This is a genomic window from Bernardetia sp. MNP-M8, from assembly GCF_037126285.1.
Taxonomy (GTDB): Bacteria; Bacteroidota; Bacteroidia; order Cytophagales; family Bernardetiaceae; genus Bernardetia.
Window position 1 is genome coordinate 1,934,086 of the sequence record NZ_CP147012.1, and the last position, 16,519, is coordinate 1,950,604.

Consider the following 16,519-nt stretch of genomic DNA (forward strand, 5'->3'; position numbering starts at 1 on the left):
AGCTATTCACTCAAATTTCAATGAATAGCTTTATCAGATTTATTAAAATAGTTTCAATTTATACTTTTTGCTAAAACTACTTTACTTTTTTTTCCATTGCAATAGACTAGTTTCAATGCTTGCTTTACGAGCGTCATAAAAACCACCACCATTTTTTGCACCCATTTCTTGTGCTTTTTTGGCATGTGCAATAGCTTCTTTATATTTTCCTTGTTTTGCTTTTACTTGTGCCATAATCCACTGAGGAAAGAAATGTTGTTCATTTAATTTTGTAGACAGAGTAGCCCAAGTAGCAGCTTTTGCTATATCCAAATCATTCTGAACATAATATTCAGCAGCCGAAGCATAATCATACCATGCTCTACCATAAATACCCATTCCTTTATCAATAGAAGCAACAGCATTTGCTTTTGTGTCTGTCGTAATTTTTACAGCAATGCTCAATTTTTCCCAACTCATTACTAAATGTGCTTCCATATCTGACTGAGGCAAAATCATATAAGATAAATATTCACGCATATCAGTTTCTTTTGGAGTTACTTCTACACGAATTACATCATCTTCTTCTAAATAAGAAAACACACCATTTCCTTTAGAATCTTTATTTAAAATAACAGTCCATTTTTTTTCATTTGGAATAGTGATAATTGTATAAGAACCAGCCTCTACTTTTTGTCCTTCTACCATAACATCAGTACTGAAAGTAATTTTTGTAGGTGAGTTTGCACCTGTACGCCACATTTCGCCATAAGGAATAAGTTTTCCCCAAATCTCACGATCACGAACAGCAGGAGAAGAGTAATCTACTGAGATTTTGGTAACCCCAATTACTTGTGAAACCGAAGCTGCTGGACTAGGGACAGGCATTTCTACTTGAGCACAAGATTGTTGAATGGCAAGCAAGAAAAGTGCAATGATAATGGGAACGATTAAGAGCGTATGTAAATGTTTCATAAAAAAGAGAGAAATAATAAAAAATAGTGAATAGTAAATATTGTCTTTAAAATTACCCAAAATTTACGTAAAAAATTGATTCAAAGATAAAACAATTCTTTATTTATGAAATGATTTAGTTTTTTTTACGAAAAAGTAGTTGTCTTGTTGCCAAACTCTTTTAATTTTGTGCCTTTGATTATGAAAAACAAGACTTTAGAAATAAAATAAAAAAGAATTTATGGAATGGTTGGAAGCTCTCATTTTAGGTATTTTGCAAGGATTAACAGAATTTTTGCCTGTCAGTAGTAGTGGACATTTAGAACTAGGAAAAGCTCTTTTGAGAATAGAACCCTCTGACGATCTTCTTTTTTCTATCATCCTGCATGCTGCAACTGCTCTTAGTACAGTTGTTATTTTTAGAAAAGAAATTGGTTTTATTTTGAAAGGAATGCTCAAGTTCAAATGGAATGATGAATGGGAATTTGCTGTAAAAATAGTTATTTCGATGATTCCTGTCGGAATAATTGGTGTGTTTTTTAAGAAATGGGTAGAGTCTTTCTTTGTAGGAAATATTCCTTTTGTGGGTGGCATGTTGATGATTACAGGAGTTTTGTTACTCATTACTCGCCTAAAGCAAGAGAATAGTGTTCCTACAAGTGGACAACAATCTATTTTAGATGATGAAACAACTCTAAAAGAAACACATAGCCAAACGGCTGCTCTCAATCAAAATATTTCTTATTTACAGGCTTTTATTATCGGACTTGCACAAGCAATAGCTGTTTTACCAGGAATTTCTCGTTCGGGTGCTACCATTGCAACAGCTCTTTTGATTGGAGTTCCACGTAGTGAAGCTGCTCGTTTTTCGTTTTTGATGGTTCTTGCACCTATTTTTGGAGCTACACTTTTAGAAGTAAAAGATTATTTTGAAAGTCCAAATCCTGCTTCTTTAGATATTTCTTTTCTCTCCATTGGATTTATTACAGCTTTCATAGTCGGACTGATTGCTTGTTATTGGATGGTAGAGCTAGTTAAGAAACGTAAACTTATTTATTTTGCTATATACTGTTTGATTGTTGGTTTGATTGCGTTTTTTATATAATATTTTTCTAAGGAATAAGAAGTAAATAAACTACTATTTTCAAATATTCAATTAACTGGTACTCAATAAATTAAATTCGTAATTGTTCCTAAAGTTATTATTAGCAAAAAATCATCCTTCAAAATCATTTTTTCATGAAATGATTTTGGAGGATTTTTTTTATGGAAAATAAATTTTAATCTTTTTCACTAAAGAGTCTCTTTGCTATCCTCATCTTAGCAAACAGACAAATCAAGAAAACTATATTCTATAAAAATATCTTTACACAAACAAAAGCAAAAAAAATATATTCTTTTTTGTTGGAATAATTCTGAAATAGCTATAAAAGTGTTATTTCCAGTCAAATAATGAACAGATTTTTAATTTTGCTTTTAAAAACTCTTAACTTGCCTACTTGTTATATCATTTTCAACTAACAAACCCTAAGGGTCGCTGAAGACTCTTAGGGTTTCGAAACTAACTAATCAACTATGTTATTCCGAAATTTTAAAACTGTTTTATCAGTATTGCTCTTTATGAGTATTTGTTTTGCTGGTTTTTCTCAAAAAATCAATTATAAAATAGAATTTCCTGCTCCACAAACGCATTACACAAGCGTTACGATTGAGGTAAATGAAATTCCGAAAGACAAAGAAACAATTGACTTTGTGATGCCTGTTTGGGCTCCAGGGTCGTACCTGATTCGTGAGTTTGCAAAAGGTGTAGAGAGTGTAAAGTCTGATTCTGATATTGAAAAAACATCAAAAAATGTATGGAAAGTCCAAACAAATGGCAAATCAAGTGTCAAGATTATGTATGATGTCTATGGTTTTGAGCATTCTGTAAGAACGAGTTTTATTGATGCTTCTCACGCTGCACTTATTCCAACAAGTATTTTTATGTATGTCGACGGAATGAAAAATGAACCTGCCATTTTAGAAATTGAAAAGCCGAGTGATTGGAAAACTATCTCTACTTCGTTAAAGAACAAAGATGGAAAAGAAAATATTTTTGAAATTCCTAATTATGATATTTTGGCAGATTCTCCTATCGAAATAGGCAATCAAGATATTTTAGAGTTTGAGGCAGCAGGTGTAAAACATTCAGTAATTATGTATGGAAAAGGAAACTACAACAAAGACCAAATCACAAAAGATATGGCGAAAGTAGTAGAAGAAGCAACAAAAGTTTGGGGCGAAAATCCAGCAGAAGACTATAAGTTTATTGTTCATAATTCAAGATATGGAGGTGGAGGATTAGAACACCTCAACTCTACCAGTTTGGTTGTCGATAGAATGTCGTATGGAACAGAGAAAGGTCATTTACAGTTTTTAGGTTTAGTTGCTCACGAATATTTTCATCTTTGGAATGTAAAGCGTTTGCGTCCTTTTGCGCTTACAAATTACGATTACACACAAGAACAGCATACTAATTTGTTGTGGATTTTTGAAGGATTTACTTCGTATTATGATGAATTGCTACTTACTAGAGCAGGTTTTGTAGATGATAATTATTATCTCAATACACTTTCAGGGAATATTTCTTCAGCAGAAAATAAAAAAGGAAGACACGTTCAGCCAGTTACAGAAGCAAGTTTTGATGCATGGATAAAAGCCTATCGTCCGAATGAAAATTCTGGAAATACTACTGTTTCTTATTATGGACAAGGAAGTGTTTATGCTGCCATGTTAGATTTAATGATTATTGAAGCGACTGATGCAGACAGAAATTTGGATGATGTAATGCGTTATTTATACAATGAATATTACAAAAACCAAAAAAGAGGTTACACAGATGAAGAGTTTCAGGCAGCAGTTGCAAAAATTGCAGGAAAACCTTTCAAATCATTTTTTGATAATGTAGTTTATGGAACACAGATGCCAGATTATGCAACTTATTTGGGTTATGCTGGTCTTAAACTAATGGTTTCTGAAAATACAAGGAAGGCTACTCTAGGAATCAGAACTTCTGAAAGTGGTGGAAATCTGAAAGTAAGAAGTACAGAAAGAGATGGCGCAGCTTACAAACAAGGCTTAAATGTAGATGATGAAATTATTGCAGCCGATAATTTTAGAGTAACTTCAAACGGCGAACTTTCAGAAGTTTTGCAATATAAAAATGTAGGTGATGAAGTAACTTTGCTTATTGCTCGTGATGGGCTTTTGCAAACGCTTACTATAAAATTAGAAGCTGATGACACAAAAGGCTACAGAATTGATAAAATAGATAAACCTTCTAAAACACAGGAGAAAATCTATAAAAAATGGTTTGAGAAAAAGTAAAAAACAGCTTTTCAATCTTTTTTAAAAGCAAAAAACCAATCTTTAAATGTCTTTAGAGATTGGTTTTTTTGTTAGTTTGATTTTAGAGGTTTAATCACAATTGTATTGGTAATATATTACATATGATAAATCTACATCATCAGAACGATTATAAGAACGAGATTCTATTAATCCATCTTCATTATATTCGTTTATATATTCGTCTATATTATTATTTGTGTCATTTGAATAGTTTACTCTTTTCACAGGGCAACCCGATTCGCAATCCACAAAAATAGATGTGATATCACCAATAACTTGTATCAAATTCTTAGAAACATATTTCTTATTTTTAATCAGACTACAGTCAGCATATTCAGATATATATGGAGGTAATGTATTACCATCTGTGTCTTGAAAGTAAATTATAGTAGGCTGCCCTGCTGAATTATATTCTTGCACTATATGTTCTCCTATATAAACTTCTCCTTCATAGTATTTCATTGTTTTTAGTCTATCTTGACCATCATACTCAAAAACTCTTACATACTCATCATTTGATTGCTGATTATTATCATAATATATTTGTGTAATGCTCTCAAGTTTTCCATTACTATTATATGTATATTTTTGTTCAGCACTAAGCTTGTTTGGTATTCCTTTATATTCTCTGTACCCAGTACAAAAATTGCTACTATTATACAAAAACTCTTTAATATAATTATCAGAGATATTTTTATCTAAGAGCTTCTCTCCATTTACAGTCTTATACTCCCAAGTAGTTTGAATTTCTTCTCCACTTATATATATCTGTCTAGTACTGCTCACGTAACACCTAGGCGCATCACAGCCTTCTTCTACTGTTAGACTTTCATTCTCATCGTCTTCATTACAGCCATTAGACAAGAACACAAGACACAATAAAAGCAGAGATAATAATTTAATAATTTTCATTTTTGTATAAAGATTTGTTTTGAGTTTTTTTAAAATAAAATTTTGGTTAGAAGATTAATCACATTCGTATTCAAAATATGTTACATACTTAGTTTCTCCACGTTCAGATTTAGTTGTACGAGAGTCTAACAACCCTTTCTCATCATACTCATATAAAAATACAGGTGCAGATTCTCCCTGCTCATTAAAAGATATCTGTTTGCTTGCAAGACAACTTGATTCACAACTAGGAAAATAAAACTCTAATCCAGTAGTTTGTCTGATATTATCAGAAACATATTGTTGGTTTCTAATTGCATTACAATTATTATATTCAACTAAACTACTATCTACTAGATTATTATCTTTATCATATTGATAAGTTAGAGTACCTTCACCTGCTGAATTATATTTTTGTACAATAGATTTTTGTGTGTACTCGCCATCTTCGTAAACTTCCATTGCTTTTAGTTTTCCTTCTGAATCATATTCAAAGACAAACTTATATTCACTAGTAGATTCTAAACTATTAGAATTCTCATAATATAATTGTTTTAGAGTTTCTATTTTTTGAATGTTATTGTAAGTAATTTTACTTTCAGCTTCAAGCCTAATTCCATTATATAGTTTATTTCCTATGTAATTATTATTAACATCATACTGAAAAACTGAGAAACTCTCCTCATTTTGTTCACGAACTAATTTGTCTAACAGTTTTTTTCCATTTACTATTTTGTATTTCCAAAGAGTTACGCTTTCTGTTCCTCCTTCATATACTTTTTTAGAACGTGTTACATAGCATTTAGGAGCATCGCAGCCTTCCTCTATTTCTAGATTTTCATTCTCATCGTCTTCATTGCAGCCATTAGACAAGAACACAAGACACAATAAAAGCAGAGATAATAATTTAGTAATTTTCATTTTTGTATAAAGATTTGTTTTGAGTTTTTTTTAAAATAAAATTTTGGTAAGAGAATTAATCGCATTCGTATTCAAACTCTGATTCAGAAAGAATTTCTCCATCTTCATCATAGACAATATTTTTTTTTAATAGTCCTTGGGTGTTATATTCATAAATGATGTCGTAACTTTTACCTGCAAATTCTCTTGTTGTTTTTGACATTGAACAGTTTACATCACATTTAGGAAAAAAAGGAAATAAATCAAAGAATAATATATTTTCTCTCAAATTATTTGAAACATATCTCTGGTTACCAGTAGTATTACAGTTGTCATATTCAAACTCAAATGTTTGAAAAATATTGTCTTCTCGGTCATACATATAAATTAGAGAATACTGACCTTCTAAATTATAGCTTTGAATAACTCTTTTTCCTTCATAGTTACCATCTTCGTATTCTTTTACAGAGACTAATTTGCCCTCTGAATTGTAACTGTATTCGAAAGTGTGCGTTTTTTCACGCCCTCCAGAATAATAGTACGTTTCTGTAGTTTTACCTCTTTTTCCATCTACGGTATAAAAAATTGTATACTCGCTATCAAATCTTCCAGTTTGTGTATAATTTTTACGTCCTATCATACGATTATTATCATCATAAAAGAACTCTATATAGTCATTCTTGGAAGTAATTCTATCTAACGTTTTTTTTCCACCTATCATTTTATACTCAAATATATCTTCGTATACGTCTTCATCAACTGAATCATCATCATAGTAAGTTTCTGTATGCTTACTCACATAGCACCTAGGCGCATCACAGTTTTCTTCTACTGCTAAGTTTTCATTCTCATCGTCTTCATTACAGCCATTAGATGAGAAAACAAGACTTAAAAGAAGCAGAGATAATAATTTAGTAATTTTCATTTTTGTATAAAGATTAAAATAATTTTGATTTTTTATTAAAAGGAATGCAAAGGTAAGTTTTATAGCTTAGAAAGCGAATTTACTACTTTAAATAAAACAGATAATCCAAAACTAAATTTGTATTCAATTCGTTCCAATAAAAAAAACAGCTAAAAAATTATATAAAAAATATAGAATTATGGAAGGTTATCGCTTCGGAAAATATACACCACCCAAATCAAAAAAAAATAGTGGCTTTGATAAATTATTAGATATTTTTCTTCAACTTTTATCAATGGCAGGAGGAGATGTCGGAAAAGCAATGTCTTGGCTTACTGATTTGGACAGACAGCACTCACTTACTTCAGAAGGTTATGGAATAGGAGATTTTTTTGAGGATTTGAAGGAAAAAGGCTACTTAGAAGAAAATGCAGCCACTGGAGAAATAAAGGTTACACCAAAAAGTGACCAAACTATCCGAAGAAGTGCATTAGAAGAAATATTTGGAAAACTCAAAAAATCTAAAGGAGGAAATCACAGAACGAAGTTTCACGGAAATAGTGGCGATGTTTCGGCAGACGAACGTCCGTATCGTTTTGGAGATGATTTAGATCAAATTTCTTATACAGAATCTATCCGAAATGCTCAAATAAATGGTGGGATTAGAGAGTTTCGCATGACAGAAAACGACCTTACTATCAGAGAAAAGGAATATTTAGCACAAACTTCAACCGTTTTGATGATTGATATTTCGCACTCTATGATTTTGTATGGAGAAGATAGAATTACACCAGCCAAAAAAGTAGCGATGGCACTTGCCGAACTTATCACAACCAAATATCCAAAAGATACATTAGATATTATAGTTTTTGGAAATGATGCTTGGCAGATTGAAGTCAAAGATTTGCCTTATTTGGAAGTAGGTCCTTATCATACCAATACAGTTGCAGGTTTGGAACTAGCAATGGGAATTTTGCGTCGTAGAAAAAATCCAAACAAACAGATTTTTATGATTACAGATGGAAAGCCAACCTGTATAAAACAAGGTTTAAAATACTATAAAAATAGCTTTGGATTGGATTCAAAAATCTTAAATAAGACATTGAATTTGGCTGCACAATGTAAAAAACTCAAAACACCAATTACTACTTTTATGATTGCTTCTGATCCTTATTTACAGCGTTTTGTAAAAGAATTTACAGCTACAAATGGTGGAAATGCCTATTATTCGGGTCTGCAAGGACTAGGACAATTAGTTTTTGAAGATTTTAAAAGAAATCGTAGAAAACAATTTTAATAGTAAAAAATTCAAACTTTGACAGACCTTTCAGAAGGCTGTCAATAGTTTAGAAAACGAACAGTTTTTATATAAAAATGATACTTTCAAAAAAGTATCATTTTTTTTTGGTTTCATTTCAATTTAGCTTTTTCGATAAAAAAAGCTGATTATCAGACAAATAACTTTATTTTTTCTGTTAAAACATTCTTAAAAATCAGTAGTGTAAAATTAACACTAATATAATAGGCTTTGTTACCTCTTTTTTGTAATTTTAAGTCTGATTTTTGCTTTATTATGCAATAATTACTTTCCTCTAAACAAAAAGACTTCATATAACTATGAGTAACAATACTTCTACTACAACAATTGATCGATTACTAACTACTAAACAGAAAGCATTAAAAATTAATCTTGATGCAAGTATTTATGGCTCATTTGCCGAAATTGGAGCAGGACAAGAAGTAGCTGCACAATTTTTTAAGGCAGGAGCAGCTTCTGGAACAATTGCCAAAACTATGTCAGCGTATGATATGGCTTTTAGTGATGCTATTTATGGAGCAGAGGAAAGTGGACGTTATGTTTGTGAATCTCGTCTTATAAAAATGATTTCACACGAATATGAACTTGTAGAAGAGCGTTTGAGAGAACACCGTCCTGATACATGCTTTTTTGCTTTATCGAATACGATTGAAGTTTTGAATTATAATAAAACCAATCGGGGACATGGTTGGATTGGACTTCGTTTTCAATTAAGACCAAATACACCTCCCAATGAAGTAATTATTCATATTAATTTATTAGATAATCATAAGTTTTTACAAGAACAAGTTGTTGGAATTATTGGTGTTAATCTGATGTATGCTTGTTTTTATCATTCCCATACTCCTGACTTGATGCTTACTTCGCTGATGGATAATCTTTCTAGAGATAGAGTAGAGATTGATATGTTTAGAATGACTGGTGCAGATTTCGAACACGTAGATAATCGTTTGATGAGTTTGAAATTAGTAAAAAATGGAATGAGTAATGCAGCTATGTTTGGTGCAAATGGAAATGTTTTGCAACCTTCAGAAGCTCTTTACAAGAAAAATATTTTAGCTCTTCGTGGTCGTTTTCGTCCACCTACCCACGTAAATGTGGATATGTTAGATAAAGGTTTGGATATGTTTAAAGATGAACCTGATGTAGCTAATAAAGATGTGTTGGTCTTGGTAGAACTTACTCTTGCCAACCTTCGTGCAGAAGGAACAATTAGTGATGAAGATTTCTTGGATAGAGTAGATATTCTTTGTTCGATGGGAAAGACAGTAATTATTTCTAATTATCAAGAATATTATCGTTTGGTAGAATATTTATCCCTCTTTACTCGTGGTAAAAAAATCGGAATTATTCTAGGTATTTATTCACTTGCTGATGTTTTTGAAGATGAGTTTTACACAAATTTGAATGGTGGAATTTTGGAAGCCTTCGGAAAACTATTTGGCTCAAATGTAAAAATGTATGTTTATCCTTCACGTATTCCAGGAACAGATAAAATTTTGGGTTGTGAAGACTTTGAGGTTTCTCCTAAACAGACATTTTTGTACAAGTATTTATTAGAAACTCAAAAACTAGCTACTATTCAGAATATTAATACTGAAAACTTGCATATTTTCTCTGATAACGTATTAGAAATGATAAAATCAGGAAAAGAAGGTTGGGAATCAATGGTTCCTGAAATTGTAGAAAAAGCAATCAAAGATAAATGTTTGTTTGATTATCCTTGTCCGACTGATAAACTTTCAGAAGCTGAAAAAGAACGCAAACAAGCCACTTTGGAAAGAGAACAAAAAGAAAGACAAAAAGTAATTGATAATAATTTATAGAAATTCAAATAAAAAAAACGCCTTATAAATCAAAAATTATAAGGCGTTTTTACTTTTAGAGCAATTCCATTTTACTCTACAATTTTCTCTACATAATTTGAATTCATCAGAGAAAGTGCGCCCATATATTTAAGTCTGAAAGCAACCACATCTCCAATTTTATAATTATTTGGATTCGTTTTTAGGTCAATAACAAGCATATCTGAGCTTGCTCCTACAAGTTCAATTGTTTCATCTTTGGGAATTAAAAATTCGGGACGGATATCAAGCAAACCTACATCGATGATACAACGATAAGACATCTTTCCATAATCCTCTTCATTGATTTGAAACATTTCACCACTTGGATTTTCTGCCAAAACACCTGTCGGAATAAGAGGTTTTTTAGTGATTTCTACAATTTCAGCAAAAAACTCCAAAATATCAGTTTCCATCCCTTCAATATAACCATTTGAAAAAATATCATTTCCCCAATAAAGAGCTTCTCCAATTCTAAAATGGTTTACTCCCTTTGGAAGCTGTTTTCTCAATAAGAGAGGAAGTGTTACAGTTGTTCCTGCCGAAACCCAAGGGATTTGTCTACCAAATGTAAGTTCAATGATTTTTTTATAAAGAGAAAGTTGAATAAGTTTGTCCTCTGAAGGCAAAACACCGTGCAAACAATTTAGATTTGTTCCCAAACCAATAACACGAATATTTGGAAGTTTGAAAATTTGAGCATAAAACTCAACGACATCATCAGGCATGACTCCTTCACGAAGGTCGCCCATTTCTATCATAATAATAATTTTGTGAAGTTTGTCTTGTCGTTGAGCTTCTTTTGAAAGCATTTCTATGGTATCAAGTTCTGTATTCAAACTCACATCAGCATAAGAAATAATATCTTTAATACTTCTTTTTGCAGCAGGTTTTATATAGACAGTCTGAATATCAGGCTTTAATTCTTTGAGTTTTCTGAGATTACTAATTCGTGAATCGTGTACTTCTATAACCCCCAAGTTTACTATTTCTTGAAGGTATTTTTCTGTTCCACAAAATAGTTTTGTTACCACACCCCATTCTACACCTTCTTCTTTGAATAGTTTGTTTAAAAATGCGTGATTGTGTTCTAACTTTTTCTTGTAAAGTTTTACGTAAGCCATAATTTGTTTTTTTATACTGGATTATCAATAATATGAAATAAATTTTTCATATTTATTCTAATCCTTCAATACGAAATAAAATCTACTCATTAATCAAAACAAGTAGTTTAATCGTTTTACTAAAAGTAAACAAAAAGTAGGCTATATTGTTTTTATGGGGGAATTTGTCAGGTTTCTACATCTAATCCATTAACCAAAATAGTAAAGAAACTAATATAGAAACAACAATAAAAAGATAAAACTGTACTTTTCCATTTTGCAAACTCTTCAACTGTTTGCCTGTATAGTTTATTAAAAAGACTACAAAATGAGTCATAAAATCAACTATATATTTGTCTGTCCAAGCCAAAAAATAACCACTAACCACAGTAATTTTTGAAAAAGTATCAACAAATGAATCTAATTTTCTATCCAAGAGAGAGAGAATTGCTGCTATGCCTACCCAAAGGTTAGCAAACTTTTGAGTAGTAACCACAGATTGTTTTTGTGCTGTTAAGTAAGCTACTTGAGTCATTGGCTTCCAAAAACAAAGAATAAAAAATTTATCTTGCCATAAAAAATAATTTTTAATACTGGCTATAAATTCTATTTGATTTAATCTTTTATTTATTTTTTTAGAGAATCCTAATATCAGTCCTATAACAGTCAGAAAGATAGCCAAAATAGGAAGCCAAATTTTAAAATGATGAGGAGCATGGGAAAATAATTTTGGCAGTTGTTTGAGCCAATAACTTTCATCAGGTTTGAGAGGATGAAGCGAAAAGGCAAACCAAAAACTTCCTACAAAAAGGAGTATCAAAGGCAAATACCAAAACCATTTTTTAGATGTAGAAATTATTTTTTTATTTGAATTATCGTTATCCTCCTCATTAAAAAAAAGTGGTTGAAGTTGTCTTCCTCCATAAAATGCTGTTAGAAAAGTAGCTATAAACAAACCTATTCCTACAAAAAAATGATTTGATAATGTTTCTTTTAAAATCCATTCTTTAGACAAAAAACCTGAAGTGAGAGGAAAACCAACCAATGCAGCTAATGCAAAAATATAGATGACAGAAAATAAAGGTAATTTTTTATAATTAGTATTTCCCATTTCTGACATTTCTTTTGTTCCATTTTTTTCTATCAAAAAACCAGCTCCCAAAAATAGAGTTGCCTTAAAAAAAGCATGTGTAAAAAGATGTAAAACAGCAGCCTGCCAAGCTCCAACACTGACTGCAATTGCCATAAAACCGAGCTGGGAAACTGTCGAAGCTGCTAATTCTTTCTTTAAATTAGTAGTAAAATAAGCTGCTAGAGCTGAAAAAATAGTAGAAAAAAGAGCTATCCAAACTAAAATCTCGGTAATGATTTTGACTTCCTCAAAGACAAATTCCATTCGTATCAAAAGATAAATTCCTGCTGCAACCATTGTAGCAGCATGCAGAAGTGCAGAAATGGAAGTTGGTGCTTCCATAGCATCAAAAAGCCAAGTAGAAAAAGGAAATTGTCCAGACTTGACCAAAGCAGCTAACAAAATTCCTATCGAAATAAGAAGTTTTGAAGAAGAAGGAAGTGTAACAAAAATATTCTTTAAATCAGAAATAGACAGCGAATACTCAAACAGTAAAGCTATTGCAATAAGTAAACCTACATCACCAATACGATTGAGTAAAAATGCCTTTGTAGATGCACGAGAAGAGCTTTTTGTTTTGTCAAAATCAATTAAAAGAAAAGAAGCAAGTCCGATAAGTTCCCAAAACACAAAGAATAAAACAAGATTATCTTGTGCTAAAAGTAGTTGCATGGCAAAGACAAAAAGTCCTAAAACTCCATAATAAAATGTCTTTTTATTTTTTATATAAGCCAAAGAATAAATATGAACAGCAAAAACAATAAGACTAATTACAAACTGAAAAAAGGCTGTTAGAGAATCTATCTTTATCAAAATATTTATTTCTCTTGTTCCTGTATTTGCCCATACAAAAGAATTTTCAATGATTTTTTCTGTATTAAAAATCTCAAAAAGCTGCGTGCTTGTAGCTAACAACGCAAAAAAAGAAAAAATAAGAGCAGCATATTCTACCTTCTTTTTTGAGTAGTCTGTTTCTTTTTTAGCAGAAAAGAAGATGGAACTCAGTAAAGAAAATAGGAAACTAAAAAGTGGAAAAAGATAAACTAGAAAATAAATAGAATTCATATCACAAAAATAATCAAATATACAATCAAAAAAACTTTAAACCTTACTGAATTATGAAAATGAGAATATTTTGGATTACTAAAAACTTGGCAATTATGCCAAAACCAAATTCAGATAACTTTTTAGAAGAAGATATTATCCATTTTTCCAACCAAAAACTAAACATTTTAGTCAGTTTGCTGACAAGAGAAGAAAGTTTTGATTTGGGATTACAAAATGAAAAATCTATCTGTGAAAAATATGCTATTGATTTTATTTCGCTCCCAATTATTGATAGAAGTGTTCCCACTGAAAAACAAACTGCTCAGATTAGAGAATTAGCAAAAAAATTAGTAGAAAGAATCAATAATATTCTTGATAAAAACGAAAAAATAATTATCCATTGTAGAGCAGGAATTGGACGTGCTGGAATGCTTTGTTCAGCTATTTTGATAGAACAAGGAGTTTCTAATTTGAAAGCTATCGAAAAAATAAGTGATGCTAGAGGATTGAGAATTCCAGATACAGAGGAACAAAAAAACTGGATAATGAAGTATTGAATAATGTCTATTTAACTAAAAACTTGCCTCTTTTTATTACCTCACTATCTGTTTGAAGAATCCAATAGTAAATTCCTTTTTCAAGATTTTGTTCCAAAGTAAAAGGAGTTGTAAGATTTTCGAATGTTATTGTTTCTTTCCTTGAGTTGATGACTTCCAAATAAATTTCTTCCTCGCTTGTTCCACTCCATTCAAAAATTAAATTTTGAGTATAATTTTCGACATCAGTATTGGGAGATTTCAAATTAATTGAACTACGAGTATTTTGATTGAGTTTATTTTCTAATTCGGCTATTGGCTGAAAAGCAAGTAAATTTTCTGTTTCTGAAATTGTTTGTTGTTGTTGGGAAGTAGTAGTTATATCTTTTTCAGTTGTCGAATTTTGTGCTATTACTTCTTTATTTTTAGAAGAAAAAAGAGAATTATCTTCTGTTTTATCTAATGCATCAGCTGGATTAGTTTCTACTTCAACAAGCGTAGGAACACTTATTTCTGCTTGTAATGCTTTTTCATTTTGCTCATCAATAAGACTAGTGGCTACTACAAAAACACTTGTTCCAATAGCTATTGCCCCAAAGAACACAGCAGCTATCTTATAAATCGATGGCTGATTAGATTGAGCAACTTTACGTTCCCAACTTTGTTGTTGTTCTGTTTTCTGTTCTTTGATTTTCTCAAGTTCTTGGCGAAGTTGATTTCTCCGATAAATACGTTCTTGTTTCATATAATCAACGTCATTTTTTTGGTCTAATAAAGAAGAAATATTTTGCTCTTGTTTTTTTTTCAAAAGTTCCACGAGCTTTTTATGTTTATACAATTCTTCTTGCAAAACAGGGTCATTTTCCAGTCTTTTATTAAATTTTTCTAATTGTTTAGGCGAGAATTTACCTTTCAGAAAATCTGAAATAAGTTGCAAACGCTCTAATTCTTGGTTGATATTTCCCATTATTTATACAACTATTCATACAAACAGAGTTTTTAGTTTACTTAACTATTTTAATTCCCAATTATTTGCATACAATTTACTTCTAGCTTTAGATGAATTGCATTTTTATTCATAAATACTTACCTGCTTCAAAGAAACTATTTACTTTTAAAGATACAAATTATAAAGATAAATAGAGTTATTTTTACACAAAAAAAACTGAATTTAATCTCATTATTTCCATTAAAAATTAAATTTTTATTCTTTTCAGAGGTTTTAAAATGATTGGGAGGGTTTGTATGATTTTTTTTTAGTGTTAATAATAGCAATATCTTATCCAATTATTATTTTCTAAATATTTTTTAGACATTCCAAAATTTGTTTTTCTGAAATAGAAATATCAAAAGTTGCTTTTCCAATTTCTTCTAATGCACAAGTCAAAATTGTATTTTGAGCATTTTTTTTATCTTGTTTTGCCCACTCCGTTATTTTTTGTGCTGTATTTTCTGTTTGAATAGCTTTTCTAAAATCGATAATTGTATCTTCAAAAATAGAATTGATATAATTTCTGATTGCTACAAAATCATTTTCTGAAATAAATGTTTGATGTGGATATAATTCTTTACACAGATAAGCTGAAAAATAACTTTCTGCTATCATGCCTAGTGCAATAGCTTCTCCATGCAGAAAAACAGGTTTGGTAATAGTACCTTTTTTACTCTCTTTCATATTTTCCTCTATAAAATAAGATTCAATAGCATGTCCGATTGTATGACCAAAATTGAGAATTTTGCGTAATCCTTTTTCAGTTGGATCAGCTTCTGTTACTTTAGCTTTTAGAGCAACCGAGTGAGCTACAATTTTATCTATCAATTCATTTTTTATATCAATTTCGCTTTGATTTTCAAAACTATTCTTAATTATATCTTTATCGTCTAAAAGTTTTTGCCATGCCTTTTTATCTGCAATAAGTGTATGTTTTATTACTTCTGCGAAACCTGATCGCATTTCATTTTGAGGTAATGTTTTTAAAAAAGGAGTATGAATCCAAACTTTTGAAGGCGTTTGAAAAATTCCGATATGATTTTTAAAACCATTAAAATCGATTCCTAACTTTCCTCCTACACTAGCGTCTACTTGTGATAAAAGTGTGGTAGGAATCTGAATAAAATCAATTCCTCGTTTGTAAGTAGAAGCACAAAAACCTCCCATATCTCCAATTACTCCACCACCTAAATTAATCAAAATGGCTTTTCTATCAAAATGATTTTGAGTAAGTTCGTACCAAATATGTGTACAGGTTTCTAGTATTTTATTGGTTTCTCCTGATGGGATTTCTATCAATAAAGGTTTTTGAAGTTTAGCCTTTTCAAAGACTTTATCTAAAATAGGATAGCAATCTCTTTTCGTATTTTCATCTACCAAAACAGCTACTTGCTTGTTTTGAAGCAATGAAATTATTTTTTCTAAAGGCTCAAAGGTAATATAAGTGGGCAGGAAATTAGTTTGCTTTATCATTTCTAGTTATCTTATTCAGTTTTTGATAAAAACAGAAATTTGTAATTGTAGTTTCATTAA

General features: G+C 30.7%; 13 protein-coding genes. 5 read left to right on the top strand and 8 right to left on the bottom strand.

Features of this window, described 5'->3' with window-relative positions:
• Positions 1-81: 81 nt before the first annotated feature.
• The gene (locus V9L04_RS07985; RefSeq protein WP_338793568.1) at positions 82-954 is read right to left on the bottom strand and encodes a DUF2911 domain-containing protein; all 873 of its coding nucleotides are present in this window, start codon (positions 952-954) and stop codon (positions 82-84) included.
• A 220-nt stretch (positions 955-1,174) separates the two neighbouring features.
• Here V9L04_RS07985 and V9L04_RS07990 point away from each other — a divergent pair, with 220 nt between their 5' ends.
• Positions 1,175-2,038: an undecaprenyl-diphosphate phosphatase gene (locus tag V9L04_RS07990; protein WP_338793569.1), complete on the top strand. Its 864-nt coding sequence runs from the start codon at positions 1,175-1,177 to the stop codon at positions 2,036-2,038.
• A gap of 470 nt (positions 2,039-2,508) precedes the next feature.
• The gene (locus V9L04_RS07995; RefSeq protein WP_338793570.1) at positions 2,509-4,299 is read left to right on the top strand and encodes a PDZ domain-containing protein; all 1,791 of its coding nucleotides are present in this window, start codon (positions 2,509-2,511) and stop codon (positions 4,297-4,299) included.
• Between the two features lie 90 nt (positions 4,300-4,389).
• On the opposite strand, the gene V9L04_RS08000 is transcribed toward V9L04_RS07995, so the two are convergent.
• The 3 genes from V9L04_RS08000 to V9L04_RS08010 all read right to left on the bottom strand — a co-directional run bounded on the left by V9L04_RS08000 (position 4,390) and on the right by V9L04_RS08010 (position 7,036).
• Positions 4,390-5,190 (bottom strand): hypothetical protein, encoded by an 801-nt coding sequence (locus tag V9L04_RS08000; protein ID WP_338793571.1) that lies wholly within the window; start codon positions 5,188-5,190, stop codon positions 4,390-4,392.
• A 96-nt stretch (positions 5,191-5,286) separates the two neighbouring features.
• A complete protein-coding gene (locus tag V9L04_RS08005) occupies positions 5,287-6,132 on the bottom strand; it encodes a hypothetical protein (RefSeq protein ID WP_338793572.1) in 846 nt (281 codons plus the stop codon).
• Between the two features lie 55 nt (positions 6,133-6,187).
• Positions 6,188-7,036 (bottom strand): hypothetical protein, encoded by an 849-nt coding sequence (locus V9L04_RS08010; protein WP_338793573.1) that lies wholly within the window; start codon positions 7,034-7,036, stop codon positions 6,188-6,190.
• Positions 7,037-7,214: 178 nt separating this feature from the next.
• Here V9L04_RS08010 and V9L04_RS08015 point away from each other — a divergent pair, with 178 nt between their 5' ends.
• Complete coding sequence (locus tag V9L04_RS08015; RefSeq protein WP_338793574.1) at positions 7,215-8,312, top strand: VWA domain-containing protein; 1,098 nt, start codon at positions 7,215-7,217, stop codon at positions 8,310-8,312.
• Positions 8,313-8,632: 320 nt separating this feature from the next.
• Entirely contained in the window at positions 8,633-10,159 is a 1,527-nt protein-coding gene (locus V9L04_RS08020) for a TonB-dependent receptor (protein WP_338793575.1), read from the top strand.
• A gap of 71 nt (positions 10,160-10,230) precedes the next feature.
• Here the strand turns inward: V9L04_RS08020 and V9L04_RS08025 are convergent, their stop codons facing one another.
• Both V9L04_RS08025 and V9L04_RS08030 read right to left on the bottom strand, forming a co-directional pair.
• Positions 10,231-11,301, bottom strand: coding sequence for an alanine/ornithine racemase family PLP-dependent enzyme (locus V9L04_RS08025; protein WP_338793576.1), 1,071 nt, complete (start codon positions 11,299-11,301; stop codon positions 10,231-10,233).
• A gap of 181 nt (positions 11,302-11,482) precedes the next feature.
• Complete coding sequence (locus V9L04_RS08030; RefSeq protein WP_338793577.1) at positions 11,483-13,477, bottom strand: proton-conducting transporter membrane subunit; 1,995 nt, start codon at positions 13,475-13,477, stop codon at positions 11,483-11,485.
• 53 nt (positions 13,478-13,530) lie between these two features.
• Here V9L04_RS08030 and V9L04_RS08035 point away from each other — a divergent pair, with 53 nt between their 5' ends.
• Positions 13,531-14,016, top strand: a complete 486-nt coding sequence (locus V9L04_RS08035; RefSeq protein ID WP_338793578.1) for a dual specificity protein phosphatase family protein — start codon at positions 13,531-13,533, stop codon at positions 14,014-14,016.
• 7 nt (positions 14,017-14,023) lie between these two features.
• On the opposite strand, the gene V9L04_RS08040 is transcribed toward V9L04_RS08035, so the two are convergent.
• Positions 14,024-14,962, bottom strand: coding sequence for a hypothetical protein (locus V9L04_RS08040; RefSeq protein WP_338793579.1), 939 nt, complete (start codon positions 14,960-14,962; stop codon positions 14,024-14,026).
• A gap of 330 nt (positions 14,963-15,292) precedes the next feature.
• On the bottom strand, positions 15,293-16,459 hold the full coding sequence (gene aroB / locus V9L04_RS08045) for a 3-dehydroquinate synthase (RefSeq protein WP_338793580.1): 1,167 nt from the start codon (positions 16,457-16,459) through the stop codon (positions 15,293-15,295).
• Positions 16,460-16,519: the final 60 nt, after the last annotated feature.

Coding starts and splice junctions, on each gene's coding strand:
- V9L04_RS08035 (WP_338793578.1), top strand. CDS start 13,531: ATGAAAATGAGAATATTTTGGATTACTAAAAACTTGGCAATTATGCCA.
- V9L04_RS07995 (WP_338793570.1), top strand. CDS start 2,509: ATGTTATTCCGAAATTTTAAAACTGTTTTATCAGTATTGCTCTTTATG.
- aroB (WP_338793580.1), bottom strand. CDS start 16,459: ATGATAAAGCAAACTAATTTCCTGCCCACTTATATTACCTTTGAGCCT.
- V9L04_RS08010 (WP_338793573.1), bottom strand. CDS start 7,036: ATGAAAATTACTAAATTATTATCTCTGCTTCTTTTAAGTCTTGTTTTC.
- V9L04_RS07985 (WP_338793568.1), bottom strand. CDS start 954: ATGAAACATTTACATACGCTCTTAATCGTTCCCATTATCATTGCACTT.
- V9L04_RS08025 (WP_338793576.1), bottom strand. CDS start 11,301: ATGGCTTACGTAAAACTTTACAAGAAAAAGTTAGAACACAATCACGCA.
- V9L04_RS08030 (WP_338793577.1), bottom strand. CDS start 13,477: ATGAATTCTATTTATTTTCTAGTTTATCTTTTTCCACTTTTTAGTTTC.
- V9L04_RS08020 (WP_338793575.1), top strand. CDS start 8,633: ATGAGTAACAATACTTCTACTACAACAATTGATCGATTACTAACTACT.
- V9L04_RS08015 (WP_338793574.1), top strand. CDS start 7,215: ATGGAAGGTTATCGCTTCGGAAAATATACACCACCCAAATCAAAAAAA.
- V9L04_RS07990 (WP_338793569.1), top strand. CDS start 1,175: ATGGAATGGTTGGAAGCTCTCATTTTAGGTATTTTGCAAGGATTAACA.
- V9L04_RS08005 (WP_338793572.1), bottom strand. CDS start 6,132: ATGAAAATTACTAAATTATTATCTCTGCTTTTATTGTGTCTTGTGTTC.
- V9L04_RS08040 (WP_338793579.1), bottom strand. CDS start 14,962: ATGGGAAATATCAACCAAGAATTAGAGCGTTTGCAACTTATTTCAGAT.